This window comes from Natrarchaeobaculum sulfurireducens (genome assembly GCF_003430825.1).
Taxonomy (GTDB): domain Archaea; phylum Halobacteriota; class Halobacteria; order Halobacteriales; family Natrialbaceae; genus Natrarchaeobaculum; species Natrarchaeobaculum sulfurireducens.
On sequence record NZ_CP024047.1, the window covers coordinates 2,672,061 to 2,686,112 of the forward strand.

Here is a 14,052-nt window from a genome sequence, read left to right on the forward strand (position 1 = left end):
TGGCACTGACGTATCGCGCGAATCGACTCTTGTGGCTAGGCGATCTAGTCTTCAAAGACTGGCTCGGGCTCGTTGAGGTCGGTTCCGTCGCAGATCCGAACTATCCCATCGGATCGGACGAACACGTTCCACTGCTCGACTGTAAAACTCAGGACCACGTCCCCGGTGAGTTTCTCGCTGGCCTCGAACAGTTGATTGAGAGCTCCACAATCAATGTAGTCGTGGAGTGGTGGGAGCTCTGCGATCTCCTTTCCAGTGACATCCGCAAGAGCCTCGGCGATCATCACTACCGGAGCGTCGGTCTTGTCGTCGTATTCCGTATCCACAACTGGTGTGCATCGGCGGTGGAGCTCAAGGCTTCCCGTTGCCATGCTAACTCTTCAGAATCTCTATATAATGAATTTACTGGCCACGAGTGCAATTCAGTTTAAACTGAAGTAAACTGGCTGGGCTATCAACATAATTCACGCGGAGAACGAAATCACCGAGATGGCGATCGGTGATGTCCCGTTCGATGATGTTCACCCCCCATCGAGACGAGAGTCCGGTTATCAAACCGATGGCAACGATAGTGGACAATCTCGCCAAGTGAAACGTCATTAGACTCTATTGTCAAGTTTGTGGCCGCGAGACCATCCATTAGAAATGCGTCGGTGCTCGAGTGGGTCCGTCAGTCGTCGTCTCCGGCGGCCATCTCCTGTGTGCCGTCACTCGACGACCGGCTGGTTTCCGCTGCGGATGGTTTCATTGCGTTCTCGAGCAGTGCCTCGAAGTCGTCGACTTCTTCGTACTGATCTTGGTAGTGCAGTGCTGTTCGTCCGTAGTCGTTGATCTCGTAAAGGCCACTATGTTCTACAGGGCCGATTTTATTGACCAGCCCGTAATCTTGGAGCACTGGCAGTCTGACGTTGATGTTCTTACGCGTTCTATCGATGTGGTGCGAGAGGTTCGTGGCAACATTTCGACCGTGTTCCTCAAGCCCCTCGAGGATGAGAAAATCAGTCTCGTATCGAAGCTTCATTGTGTGGTAATCCCCCGGCCGAGTTTAGGTTGGAGTTACTACATATCTTTGATGGCCACAAACGTCGGAAAGTACGATCTGTTCGCTAGCGGCGGTACAGTTACGGCCCGATCGCGTCGTCACGGTCGCCTTCCAGGAGGCGATCAAGAAGGCCCACCCAGATCACGGCGGCTCACACGAACAACTCGAGCGCGTGCGTGAGGCTCGTGACGCGATGCTCGAGGACTGACGACGCCGGAGACCGTGCTATCAAACAGATCGAGTGCGGTCTAAACCCTGTGGATTAATTATCGTTAATGGGGATAGTTCGACCGATGCGTGGTACTCCAGACATCTTGCTCGAGGCAGGACCGGATTCAGATGTTGAACTCGTAGTTGGCTACCGACTCGACGGTGACCTGCACGTCCTCGGTGAGGCTGATAGCGGCCGCGTTGAGCTCCACCAGGGAAGTTCCTAACCGACCACAACCGCCGAGGTCGTGACTCGGGCCACCCACGTCCGACCACCCACCTTCATACTCCGAGGCTGTTCAGACACAGCGTAGTAGATGACAAAGCTGTATGAACAACTCTCAGAACGCCCACGGACGAACGTCAATCGCGGGCTGTTGGCTCCCGAGGAACGCTTCGAGCTCCGGACGCTGCGAATCACGCGCTCGAGTGACGTCCCAGCCGAGTACAGTGGCTCCTGGACGACGGTCTACTACCTTGCGGGCGATGACCGACGAGCTGCGAAAGTGTTCGTCGAGGAAAATCGCGAGCAACTCGAGGCGATCGACTTCTCGAATCCCGACGCGCTATCGACGTCACTCCCGCGCGAGGCGTACGACTGGGTGTTACACTTCCTGGGCGAGCGCGAGCTTCGGAAGTATCGGACGATTATCTACGAGCGTCGCCCCGACGGCATCGAGTGGGTGATCGAACGCGAGCGTTTCGAGACCCAGCCCATGCGGCGGTACTCCACCTCCGAAGAAACCTCGGTTCGCGTCGACGCCTCGATCTCGACCGAGGAACTGTATGCCGAGTTTGAAAGCCCGATTCGACATTACGATCTCCGCGATCACCCGGCAGTCGAGGGCTCCGTTCGGTGGCTGCTCGAGTATTTCCGCATCAGCGGGCGGTTCGACTGTATCCCCACAACGTTCGGTGAGTGGCCCGCGGTCGAAAAACGAGAGGGGTAACACTCGGCGAGCAGCGCTGGCGCTCGATCGGGGGTAGGCACACGGAAAATGTCGCCGAAGGGTGAGAACAGTTCTATCCGGGCGGCCGTTCGCCCCCTCGAGACGACTCGCGGCTCGCTCGGCCCCTAATCCGAGCGAGTGGGCGTCATGGCACATCTGTGCATGCACCCACACGGAAGTACACGCTTCTCGAGTAAGAATGTATTGGTGACTGGCCGGTTCCGGTCGCGATCTGTTGGGTGATTACACGCCCGATTTTCGACGTCTCACGGTGTATGACACCACTTCTCAGCACCCCACCGGTCAGAAAATCTGAATTTCAGGAGTAGCAGAACGCTACGGACTGGTAACAGGTTAGTTACTTCATTTTACTCTGGATATAATAACCCAGAAAGCATTTATGTCCAGTTGCGTGTACTATCCAATACCCCTACTCGGGCGGCCGGGTCGGTACTCGAAGATGAAGTCGGCCGGTTGCAGAAGGTCGCCTCCAAAGATGACGGATCGCGCGCTAACTAATTGCGAAATCGAAACACGACAACATACAACATAAATGAACGATAATACATCATATCGTGAAAAGGGACGTGCGCTGTTCCTTTCCGTGATTATGATCGTCTCCGTTGTCGCCATGTCCGCAGCGTTTGCGGGCGCGGCGGCGGCGACACAAGTTGACGACATCAATTCGCTTGATGTTGATGAGGACATAAGTATCGACCAGGGTGATACCCCTGTACGAAGCCATGGAATAACCCTTGATGACGTTGAGGTTGGTGACGGAGAAGAAGGTAATGTCACCATCACTGCAGAAGGGCTTGATGGTACAGTTATCGACGATGCCACGGTCACTGAAGGCAACGCCCACGATGCAAGCATCGTCAGTGTCTCTGATGACGAGTTCGAGGTCGGAATCGAAGAAGAAGCCAGTACACAGACAGCCGACATCGATATCGATGTTGACCTTGACACGTCTGACGGTTCGCCTGCCGTAGACGTTGAATACGTTGCTGACGATCCTGATGAGGAAAGTGACACCTTCCACATCGTCGGTGCTGACTCCGTCTCCATTGACGACGACCAGCTCGACTACACTGACAATGACCTGTCTGGTGTTGAGGTCGACGTCGAATACGACGACTCGTTCGGAAGCGGTGATGTGAACGATGTTAGTGTCTACATTGTGGACGAAGACGGTAACTACGTTGAAGGTACGGAAAGTGCTGGTGGGTCTGGTGAAGATACAGTTACCGGACTCGATATGAGTACAGACGGTGAATTCAACGTAGGCGACGACCTCGTTGTTCACGCTGTGCTTGATGCCGAGGACGACCAGTACGCTGCCAGTGCGGACAACTTCCAAGTCCAAAACACTGACTTCACGACGCTTGGCGTCGCCATCGACGAGATATCCTTTGCTAACACCATTGAGGAGGGTGACACGCTTGATGTTGACATAGACGTTATCAACACGGGCGACTCCGAAAGTAACGATCACGAGATTGAGGCCGATGCTGACTTCGACGATGACAGTCTGACGTTCGACGTCGCTTCCGACTTTGACGACACCGTCGAACTTCAGCTGGAATCTGAACAGTTCGACCGAGGCACCTACGACCTCACTACTGAGAGCGAGGGCACCTCCAATCTCCATCAATCGGTAACGATCGACGATGCGATCGAAGTCCAAGAGGAAGCCGAAGATGAGGACTTCGTGGACTACAACCCAGATAACCCATACCAGGGACAGGATGTCATCGCAACCGCTGACGACGCCTTCGAGGGCGACTTCAGCGATGGCGACGACTACGACCTGCGCGTGATCGACGACACCGACTCCGGTACTGTCGAATCCAGCTCGTTCGTCGAAGAGTACACTGTCGATGGCGATGAGATCGAAATCGAAACTGACGATCTCGAATCCGGCGAAGACTACTTCCTCGACGGACCTGGACTCCCAAGCCCGAGTGCTACCTCGACCGATGACGCTTTCGAGGTCCGCATTCAGGATCTTGACTTCGACTTCGATGACGATGAAGTGACCGACGCCGGTCCTGACTCGGACACCGAACTCGAGATTGACTCCAACCGTGGCACCTACTCGCTGAACGTCAGCGCAGATGGTGACCTTGACGACGACGAACTGGTCCAGATCTTCACCGAGGGTAACGAAAGCCTCGCTGATGCCCTGACTGAGGAAGACGTCCGCCAGTACGTCACGATTGACGACAGCCAGGACACCGATGTCCACGTCCACGACGATCTCTTCGACACGCCTGTCGACGCGTTCGATGGCGACACCATCGAAGACGAGTACGGCATCTCGGACGTTGACGAGTACGGCGACGTATTCGACTTCGTCCCATTCGCGTACTCCGAAGCTGAGGACGATTACGACGAACAGATCGTCCTCTACGAAGCCGGTGACACCGAAGCAGATGTTGAGTTCGATGGCATCGACGAAGGTGACTACGACTTCGACGCTGAATCCACTGATACCGAAGCCGCAGCGTCTGACTCGATCGAAGTGACCGAGTCCGACATCGACGCTGACTTCAGCGAAGGTGTCTACACGCAGTCCGCTGGTGACATCGTTGAGATCACCGTCGGACTCGAGGACACCGACGACGCCTACATGAGCTTCGGTGACGAAGACGCTGGTTACTTCGACGTCCTCTACATCGAAGACGATGGTGGCGAGGATGACGAAGTCAGCTTCCACGTCAACACCCGACTCGTTGGCACGAACGCTGACTCCGAAGACGTCTTCTACTCCGAGGATGACGAAGTTGTCAGCCTTGGACAGGAAGACGCTGACATGGAGTTCCAGCACCTTGACAACGAATTCGAGGGCCTCATCCTCGAAGATGACGGCGATGAATACGTCGCTGGCGAGGATGGAACTACGTACACGCTGAACGAGTTCCGCGACGACCTCGAGATCTCCGAGCTCGTCCGACCGATCCAGTCTACGGATTACCAGCTCGCTGTTGACGGTGAAGGACACTTCATCGCAGACGGTGACGACGAGCTTGACCTCGAAGACGAGCTTGACGCCGCAACGCTCGACCTGCTCGAGCCTGAGCTCGGCGAGATCACCACGCACGTTGCACCTGAAGACAGTGCGGACGAAGATGACGAACTCGAGGACCTCCTCGACGAAGTCACCGAGCGCACTGACGTTGCCGAAGACGACCGTCTGATCATCGAAGCCGAGGCAACCGGCATGTTCGGTGCCCTCATCGCATCCGGCGACTACGACTTCGATATCCTCGAAGACGGAACCAGTGCTGACACGCTCGACAGCGTTGTCACCGACGAGTACGAAGGCATTAACTTCGAAGTCGAGGCTGACGATGCTACGGGCAACCAGGACGCTAACTCGCTCAACCTCGACAACGACGACGAAGGCGACATCTTCGTGCTGCCTGACAACGAGAACGGCGCACTCTACGTTGTCGTTGACACCAGCGAAGGCGACGGCGTCTTCGACCGCAGTATCGACGACGGCGACACCTTCGACGTCGAGCTCGAATACGAGACCGACGACGACGACCGCTACGAATTTGGCACGGAAGGTTTCAACGCAGCTGACTGGAACGATGGCGACGTCGACGACGCCTACCCATACTTCCAGGCAGACTCTGACCAGTCTGTGAGCACCACGTTCGAGATTGTCGAGCCTGAAGTCCACTTCGACAACCTTGATGAGGACGACCACGTCCAGATCGAGAACAGTGATGAGTCGGTCATCACGGGTGAGACGAACGTCGCACCTGGATCGGACGCTGACCTCCGCATCAGCAACGCTGGCGACACGCCAAGCTTCCTCAACACCGAGGACGCTGAGATCGACTCCGACGGTGCATGGGAGTCCGAGAGCTTCGACTTCGACGACCGTGATGTCGACGACGAAGCTGAACTCGACTTCCGCATCGGCGGCAGCTCCGTTGACGACGCTGACGGTATCTTCGTCGAAGCAGTTGAAGAGCCTGAGGAGGAGCCTGAGGAAGAGCCTGAGGAGGAGCCTGAGGAAGAGCCTGAGGAGGAGCCTGAGGAGGAGCCTGAGGAGGAGCCTGAGGAAGAGCCTGAGGAAGAGCCTGAGGAAGAAGAGGATGACGACGTTGAAGAAGTTGAGGACGACGGTGTCCCCGGCTTCGGCATCGCCGTTGCACTCTTCGCACTGATCGCCGCCGGCATGCTGGCACTCCGCCGCCAGAACTAAGGCCGCGATCAGCAGCTAACTAACCGGACTTCGGTTCCGGTCTTCCGCGACACACCGATTTTTTATTGACGCAACATCATCCAGCACCGCGTAGCGCCAGCGCTAGCGCTGTTGGACTGGATCGAAGACCAGAGCGTTGCCACTCCGTGCGTGCTCGAGCAGTCGTTCTCAGCAGTACAGAAGCGAAAAAAGAGAAAGCGTGAGCTTAGTTGCGCTCGCTCAGGTGTCCAGTCTGGTCGTCTAGGCGCTGGATCTCTTCTTTGCCACCACGCCCGACGCCCAGCGGGAACTGTCCCCGACGTGGGTTAGTCTCTTCGTCGAGGACCTGGTACGGCCCACCGGGCAGCTGTGGAACGTTCAGCGCGTCGATGACGTTCCAGCCAATCTCGTCCGGCGGCACCGTAATTCGGGCGGTGATCACGGCATCGGTGTAGGACCCTTCGACGGCCTGGAAGGCTGCAATATCAGCCATCTGCTGACTCGAGAGGTTCGTCGCGTGCTCGCTGATCTCTCGAGGTTCGTCGGGGAGATCGGTGCGTTCGTGCTCACCTCGAGGTTGGAAGTCACAGTCGATCCGTGGCTCGTCGAGGTCGACCAGGAGCTTGATTTCCGGTGGTCCATCCTCGACAAGTGGGCGGATCTCGTAGTCGTCACCACGGTCGAGTGTCTCGTCGTCATCGGTGGCATCGTAGATGGTCTCGAAGTCCCGTACGATCTGTCCTTCGCCGAGCGGCAACTCCGTCCACTCGTCGACATCGGCCTCGAAGGGTACCCGGCGAAGGCTCTCGGCACCGGCGTACACCACGGCCCGGTCGACAGTATCCTCGGTGTTGCGCTCGATCGAGTAGTTGATGAGATCGGGATCGACGTCGGTCTCGCGGCTGTCGATCCGTGCGATGTGGACCTCCATACCGTCGTCGCCGGGTCGGATCTCGTAGGCGGCGTCGGCGATGTCGACCACGACGTCCTGGAGGTGGTCCTTGAGCCGAGCGTCGCGCTGGTAGTTGACGACGACCGGCGTCTCGTCGAGGTCAGCACGCAACTCGAGTTCGTCGAGCGCCTGGGGTTCGTAGCCCAGCCGCGGCGTCGCGTCCCGTGGCTCGAGGTCCTCGCGATGGCCCAACCCGACGCGGACGTTCGCAACCGCAGCGAGGTCGTCGTACTCGAGGTCGTACGAGAGGGCGTCAGTAACGGTGTCGAAGTCGTCATCACTGCCGTCGACACCGATCGAGAGTTCGGGGAGCGGCTCGCCGTCGTCCGAGACGGCCTCGAGCATGAGCCGGACGATCGACAGCGGCGTGGCGATCTCCTCGAGGGCGAGGTGGGCAGGGGTGTCTCGTTCGGGGTACCTGAACGGGTACTTGAGGTGCCCGCCGGGTTCGTTGACCAGCTCGTCTTCGTCAAGGTCGGTAAACCGCGCGTCGACGATCGCGACCGCGCCGATGATCTGCCCGACACTGGCGTCGAAATCGCCAGGATCGACGCGGATGTCGTGAGAGCCGGCGGCCACGTCGCCGTCGATCTCGAACACGTCCCACCCCGGATCGGAACCCAGCGGCGTGTCGTCGCCCCCCTCGACGACGGTCCCGTTGAACTCAACGTCCACTGTTGTCGACGGACCGCTGCCCGAGTCTTCAACCGAGTAAACGGCCACGAGAGCGTCGCCGTCGGGGATGGCGTGGTCGATGCTTACCGATCGGCTGCCCGTGCCGCCAGTTCCGGGCGAGATGACGAGGGCCCCAGCCCCACCAGGTACGTCGTCGTTATCCTCGGCCCCAAAGTCCCAGTCGACGTCGGAGACGTTGGTTGCCTGCAGGCCATCGTCATCGTACTCGAGCGGGACGTCGTCGGGGATCGCCTCGAACGCCCCCTGCAACTCGGCGAGGATCGCCGCCGCCAGCAAGAGAACGTCCTCGCGGACAACGTCGTCGGGGTCATCGACGACGGGGATGTAGTCGGTGTACTCCTCGATTAGGTACTCGGCGTAGACGAGCGCCTCTTCGATGTCGGCACTCTCGACGACGCGCCGATCGAGTTGCGTTCCACCGCGCGCCTCAAGCTCGACTGTCTCGGGTGTGAGTGTTCGATGCTCGAGCCGGTCGACCGGCTGCTTTTGTCCGTCCTTCCAGACGCGAACCGGCGCGTCATCGAGAGCGGTATCGAGCCAGCGTTCGTCCGCAGGGACGCTAAACGAGACGCGTGGGTAGCCGTTGACTGTCGGCTGCTTTTGTGGGTCGTCGAGTAACTCCGGAACCAGTGGTGCGTTGCGGTCGGGGTGGTCGATCTCGACGTACCACCCACTCGACGGGACCGCCCGCTGCTCGAGGCCGACGCTGTCTGTCTCGGCGGGGTCGCTCGGCTCGCTGTCGGCGTACACCCACTGGGTCCGGGCGCGGATCACGTACTCGTACTCGCGGTCGGGGGCGACAGCGTAGTCGGTAAAGGACTCGTCTTCATCGCCGACCGTCCCGACCAGGCGACCGGGACCGTCGTAGTCGAAGTCAGTCCGGCGGCGGTAGATCTGGTAGCTGCCGCGGAACTCCGACTCGTCGGACCACTCGACGGTCGCGCTCCGTCGGCCGACGTCGAGGGCCTCGACGTCCTCGGGCGGTACCAGTTTTGTAATCTCGTCCACATTGAGCCAATGGCCCGTATTATCCTCTGTCTCCGTTCGGATTCTTACCGAGTATTGCTCGCCGTCGACGAGGTCGTCGATTGTGTACTCGAGGGGGTCCTCGTCATAATCGAGGTCGCCGTCGAACTCATAATCTGGGTGGTCGCCGTCGGGGTCGTCGTCGCGTTTTTCAATCCGGTACCAACCGTCATTTAGGACGTCCTCGGGCTCGACTGTTAGCTCGGATTGTTCGGATGCGTCAAGGTCGACCGACTCAATATCCGGGAGGGACGTTTCGGCCTCGTCGGTGTCCGTCGGATCACTCGTTAAGTCCTCGGAATAGGCTCTTAACCGTGCAGTAAGCTTCCGTCCGTTCCTGACGCCCTCGGCCGTCGCCTCTCGGTCGTCCTCGTCAAAGTCATCGACGACGTCAAACACGGGATCGTCGTCGGAATCATACCGTACCTCGAGCTCGAATCCGTCATGCCCGTCGCCGTCGTACTCCCATTCAATATCGAGTGTCGTCTCGCCCGCGTCGACGATTGAAAAGTCGTACGGCGCTTTAATAGCAAGTTCCGCGCTCGCCTCGTTGCTCGAGGAGCTTTCCGCTCCGCGGAGGTACGACGTGACGACGTAATAATACTCGTCCCCCGTCTCTACGTCCGTATCCGTATATCCTGTCGAGGAGGTCGTCGCGATACGATTCGACGATGTGATTGAAACTCCCGAATCGTCGTCGCGGTAAACGCGGTACTCGTCGGCCTCCGAGACGAGGCCCCAATCGAGAGATATTTCGCCGTCGCCCGCCTCGGCCTCGAGATTTTCGGGAGCCGGCGGGTCGCCAAGGTAAAAATCGCCGCCCTCGTCTGTCGGGTCAGATAGGTAAAAATCGCTCATGGCTCGTCAATCCGCGGTGGCTCATGTCCGTCCACTCCGACGGAGAAATAATCGATTGCCCACTCTGAGAAAGAGGTCGTCTGAATACCGACGCCTCCCTCCCCAATATTTTCTAACTCTATTTCGACCTCCCAATCGTCCGGCTCGTCGTGTATCGAGTCGTCACCGTCCCAAGCTTTACCCTTGTATTCATCGCCCTCGCACCTGAATCTACTCCAAGCCCAATCTCCCGTCCTCGTAATGCCTGAGCTTTCACTATCGATTAGGTTCCCGTCCTCGTCGAATGCACGAACGGCGACCTGATCGTCGTCTATTCTTGCAAGGGCCCTATGTCCATCTCCCTCCTCGTCCATGTCGGCCCGTGCCAACACCCTGTAATAGATGTCTGTGACCTCGGCGCGAGCTATTATATCTACATCCTCGTGTTCCCCGACAATACTCCATATTTGACCGTAATTCCCGCCCGTGTTGGTATCCCACCGGAGGACATTATTACCGTAAACGGCGTCAGTATCCGTTTCAAGGTCGAGGTCCCCAATACCGCTGTCTCCCCACCGCTCCCAACCGCCGGATAGTCGGTTCACGTCCCCGCTTTCGACGACATTGAATCCGGTCCAATACCCCTTTTTGTCCGAATCGTCGATGTTTATATCAGGCCGATCGGTGTAATATACGGGGTTTGCCTGGTCTTCATATCCCACCGCAACCGCCATTATTTCCCCGTCATCGTAATCTGAAATGGTGTAATCCCCGTCCTCGTCGACCATACCCATTCCAACCTTTTCGCCGGTGTTCATGTCGAATAAGTACACAACCGGCTCCATATCGAGGTCGGTCAAATCGCCGTCGAAGTCTATGTTTCCGCTGTAAGTCATTTTCGTACGTTATTGCGTTCGATGAGTTGCTTCGTCGGCTGTGCGTCTACGATCGTCTCGGCCGCGATCGGCTCGAGCCACGACTCGACGTCGGCCGGGATCGGCCCGCTCTCGCCGTCAGGGATGTCGACCAACACGGCGTCGTGGCCGGCCTGGAGGATCGCATCCATCGCGAACAACTCGCCGTCGACGTCGAACGTCACCTGGACGCGATCGCGGACCATCCCGATCTCGCGAACGTCGATGTCGAACACCGCGACGCTTTCGGGCTGCTCGGCTGCGAGCTCGAGGTCGGTCCACTCCGCTTCCGAACTGTCCAACTCCTGGGCGTCGACGGTACCGTCGTCCTCGTCGAGCCAGAGCCGTAACCGACCGGTGTCCAGCACGATCGCCCCGTCGTACTCGTGGTCCTTCGAGAACACGTACTGCCACCGCCGTCGGCCACCGTCCTCGAGCGACTCGTACCCGCGCGTATCCCACAGTCGGACGTCCGCCTCGGCATCGCGGTCCTTGTCGATCTCGTAGACCAGCAGCGGAGCCTCCGATGGATCGTCGGGGTCGAACTCGTAGTCGGGCCAGCCCTCGAGATCGTAGACGTCGACGTCGCCGTAGGCGGTCGCGACCGTCTCGACGGGCTCGGCGAGCTCACGATCGCCGCTGTCGGGATCGAACCAGCGGACTTTGCGGGCGTCGGTCGGCAGTGCGATGTGGGCCTCGAGGTCGTTGCCGAACTCGTGGTCGGCCAGCCGTGGGGCGGCCTCGAGTGCGCGAACGAGTCGCTGGTCCGTCCCGGCGCGGGTGAGGCTCGTGTCGATCCGTTCGTAATCGGCATCGCCACCTTCGGCGAGCTTCGTGTTTCGGGTCGCGTCATCGGCGACGTAGTAGCCGTCGTAGCCTGGAACGTCGATCGCGACCGGCAGCGGGGCGTGATGCGGGGAGTTGAGGAGTTCGTGTAACTCGAGCGCTCGCATCGTCGCATCGGGGCCGTTGAACTTGATCGGCGGGTCGATCGAATCCGGCGGGCTCGAGATGGGTTTTGCGCTGCCGATCTCCTCGAGAAGGTTCTCTTTGTCGACGTCGAGGCCGCCGCTGTCTGAGAGCTGGCCGACGTCGTGCTGGTCGTCGACGGTGAGTGTGTAGATGTGCATAGCGGATAGCGAGTCAGTCGAAATAGACGTCAGCTTCATCTTGGAACAGACCGCGGAAGCGACGTTCGTTGATCGACTGCTCCATTCGGAACTTCCGGCCCTCCGACCACTGCTCGAGGGCGGTCATGAACGCGTTCATAAGCGTCTCTTCCGTGAGCCCCTGCTCTGTTGAGCCGCGATCGGCCTGCTCAGGGCCACTGTCGAGTGAGTCGGCGACCATCTCCGGCGTTGCCTCGCCGTGATCAGCCCTTTCGACATCCGCACCGCCGATCCGATCGGCAACCGCAGCGAGCGTGTTCTGGCGCTCTTCTTCGGCGTCGACTTGTGCCTGTGCGGCATCCGCGAGCAGGTCGGGGTCAACGTCTTCGATTCCATCGGCGTTTTGGACACCCGAAAGTTGGCCCTCGAGGTCGCGGATCTCGCGCTGGAGGTCCGCCGCCTCTTCTTGATCCTCGAGTGCCACGCCGCCTTCTTGCAGCTCGGAGAGTCGTTGTTCAGCGCCAGCGATCTCGTCTTCGAGGTGTGCCTCGGCATCATCTGTCTCGAGGCCGTCGACGACCGACTCGGCGAAGGACTCTCCGAATGATTGACCCGACGTCTCGCCGAGGTCACCGAACGCCTCAGCGTAGGTGTCCTCGTTAACGTCGGGTTCGTCAACATCGTCAGCAACGATATCGTCCTGGCTAATCCCGTCATCGTCACCGACACCGGGGATCCGTTCGATCTGGTCACGGAGCCAGTCGATCTTATCGCCGATCCAGCCGAAGACGCTGCCAACGATGTCCTGGACGCCGAACAGATTCTCCCGCCAGGCGTAATAGAGCGTTCCGAGTGGGCCGAGCAGAGCGAGCATCCAGCCGGGTGCGGACTCGAACCACCCTCGGACGGTCCCGAAGGCATCCGTGGCTGCATCTCTGATCCCGAGGACGTTGTTCGTCCAGGCGTAGTGTAGCCCGCCGACTGCGATGATCAGGGCACCAATCGCGGCGATGACCGTCCAAATGGGGGCTGTTATGGGGAGTAATGCGGCGTTCGTCGCGAGCAGAGACGGGACGAGACCTCCGGCAATAGCACCAGTTGCGCCAGTGACTGCACCAGTAACCATGCCCCAACCAGCCGCCATTGTCGGGAGGATCGTCAGGAACGTCCCTGCAGCAATTAGGAGTGGGCCCAGCACTGCTGCAAGGCCGCCAGCAGTTATGACTGTCCGTTGCTGACTGTCTGAAAGTTCGCCGAACCACGATACGAGGCCAGACACGCGACCGACGAGCGACGTCGCGGCTGGGATAAGGTGCTGCCCGATCTCAGCACGAAGCTCTTCTGTATCTGCACGAAGGCCGCGCATCTTGTTCGCGAATGAATCCGACGTTCGAGCAGCGTCACCCTGGGCGTCAGCAGTGTCACTCATGATGATGCTCATACGCGCCATCATCTTCTCCTGTTCACTGGCTTCCTGCACACTGTCGGCCATCCCCTTATTCATCAATTCCTGCTCGAGTCGCGACTCGTTGATCGCAACGCCGAAGTCCCGAAGCGCGCGGTGTTGACCCATCAGTCCAGACTCGAGCTTGGACATCGCGGCGTCCTCCGACATATTGTTGAAGGAGGCTAGGTCAATGGCAAGTTCTGTGAGTTCTTGCGACATTCCAGCAGCCTCGTCGCGGGCAAAGCCCATTGGGACGAACGTGTCTTGGAGGCTCGTTGCGTACTCCTGCAACTGATACGCCGACCGATTGACCGCATCGGCATGTGCTTCAGACCACTTGATGACGTCGTCCTCGAGATCGTCGAAGACAATACTCATCTTGTCCTGCATCTCCTCAATTTCGCTGCCAGTCTTGACCGATGCAACGCCAAGGGCAGAGAGAGGTGCGGTGATGCTTGCCGAAAGGACAGCCCCTGTCCGTTGCATCGATCTCCCGGCAGAGGCTGCTCGGTCGCTAAGGCTGTCGAGACTACCGCGTGCGTCCTCAACACTCGAGGTGAAACCGGACTGGTCGAGGTTCAATACTGCCGTTAATGTCGATATTGTTGTCATACTAATGATTCAACTGACCGTTCTGTTGGATAGAAATATGGCTATTTTGCAAGAGA

At 58.8% G+C, this 14,052-nt stretch carries 9 protein-coding genes; 3 read left to right on the forward strand and 6 right to left on the reverse strand.

Going from position 1 to position 14,052, the window contains the following annotated elements; translation table 11 throughout:
* Positions 1-44: 44 nt before the first annotated feature.
* Positions 45-371 carry a HalOD1 output domain-containing protein gene (locus AArc1_RS14160; RefSeq protein ID WP_133412358.1) on the reverse strand — a complete coding sequence of 109 codons (327 nt, stop codon included), beginning with the start codon at positions 369-371 and terminating at the stop codon, positions 45-47.
* Between the two features lie 299 nt (positions 372-670).
* Entirely contained in the window at positions 671-1,021 is a 351-nt protein-coding gene (locus tag AArc1_RS14165) for an ArsR family transcriptional regulator (protein WP_117364983.1), read from the reverse strand.
* A 314-nt stretch (positions 1,022-1,335) separates the two neighbouring features.
* On the opposite strand from AArc1_RS14165, the gene AArc1_RS18765 reads away from it, so the two are divergent.
* From AArc1_RS18765 to AArc1_RS14175, 3 genes are all read left to right on the forward strand, one after another.
* Positions 1,336-1,479, forward strand: coding sequence for a hypothetical protein (locus AArc1_RS18765; RefSeq protein WP_154670856.1), 144 nt, complete (start codon positions 1,336-1,338; stop codon positions 1,477-1,479).
* 90 nt (positions 1,480-1,569) lie between these two features.
* On the forward strand, positions 1,570-2,202 hold the full coding sequence (locus AArc1_RS14170; RefSeq protein WP_117364984.1) for a hypothetical protein: 633 nt from the start codon (positions 1,570-1,572) through the stop codon (positions 2,200-2,202).
* A 1,711-nt stretch (positions 2,203-3,913) separates the two neighbouring features.
* Positions 3,914-6,424 (forward strand): BGTF surface domain-containing protein, encoded by a 2,511-nt coding sequence (locus AArc1_RS14175; RefSeq protein WP_228442334.1) that lies wholly within the window; start codon positions 3,914-3,916, stop codon positions 6,422-6,424.
* 205 nt (positions 6,425-6,629) lie between these two features.
* On the opposite strand, the gene AArc1_RS14180 is transcribed toward AArc1_RS14175, so the two are convergent.
* From AArc1_RS14180 to AArc1_RS14195, 4 genes are read right to left on the reverse strand one after another with little or no spacing between them, the layout of a single operon-like run.
* Positions 6,630-9,935 (reverse strand): fibronectin type III domain-containing protein, encoded by a 3,306-nt coding sequence (locus AArc1_RS14180; protein WP_117364986.1) that lies wholly within the window; start codon positions 9,933-9,935, stop codon positions 6,630-6,632.
* Complete coding sequence (locus AArc1_RS14185; RefSeq protein ID WP_117364987.1) at positions 9,932-10,810, reverse strand: hypothetical protein; 879 nt, start codon at positions 10,808-10,810, stop codon at positions 9,932-9,934. Before AArc1_RS14185 ends, AArc1_RS14180 begins: the two co-directional genes overlap by 4 nt.
* Positions 10,807-11,958: a hypothetical protein gene (locus AArc1_RS14190; RefSeq protein ID WP_117364988.1), complete on the reverse strand. Its 1,152-nt coding sequence runs from the start codon at positions 11,956-11,958 to the stop codon at positions 10,807-10,809. Before AArc1_RS14190 ends, AArc1_RS14185 begins: the two co-directional genes overlap by 4 nt.
* A 13-nt stretch (positions 11,959-11,971) precedes the next feature.
* Positions 11,972-13,870, reverse strand: a complete 1,899-nt coding sequence (locus AArc1_RS14195; RefSeq protein WP_228442335.1) for a phage tail tape measure protein — start codon at positions 13,868-13,870, stop codon at positions 11,972-11,974.
* Positions 13,871-14,052: the final 182 nt, after the last annotated feature.

Bases quoted from the DNA above. Each gene is read 5' to 3' on its own strand.
- AArc1_RS14190 (WP_117364988.1), bottom strand. From the start codon at position 11,958: ATGCACATCTACACACTCACCGTCGACGACCAGCACGACGTCGGCCAG.
- AArc1_RS14195 (WP_228442335.1), bottom strand. From the start codon at position 13,870: ATGCAACGGACAGGGGCTGTCCTTTCGGCAAGCATCACCGCACCTCTC.
- AArc1_RS14170 (WP_117364984.1), top strand. From the start codon at position 1,570: ATGACAAAGCTGTATGAACAACTCTCAGAACGCCCACGGACGAACGTC.
- AArc1_RS14185 (WP_117364987.1), bottom strand. From the start codon at position 10,810: ATGACTTACAGCGGAAACATAGACTTCGACGGCGATTTGACCGACCTC.
- AArc1_RS14180 (WP_117364986.1), bottom strand. From the start codon at position 9,935: ATGAGCGATTTTTACCTATCTGACCCGACAGACGAGGGCGGCGATTTT.
- AArc1_RS14160 (WP_133412358.1), bottom strand. From the start codon at position 371: ATGGCAACGGGAAGCCTTGAGCTCCACCGCCGATGCACACCAGTTGTG.
- AArc1_RS14165 (WP_117364983.1), bottom strand. From the start codon at position 1,021: ATGAAGCTTCGATACGAGACTGATTTTCTCATCCTCGAGGGGCTTGAG.
- AArc1_RS18765 (WP_154670856.1), top strand. From the start codon at position 1,336: ATGCGTGGTACTCCAGACATCTTGCTCGAGGCAGGACCGGATTCAGAT.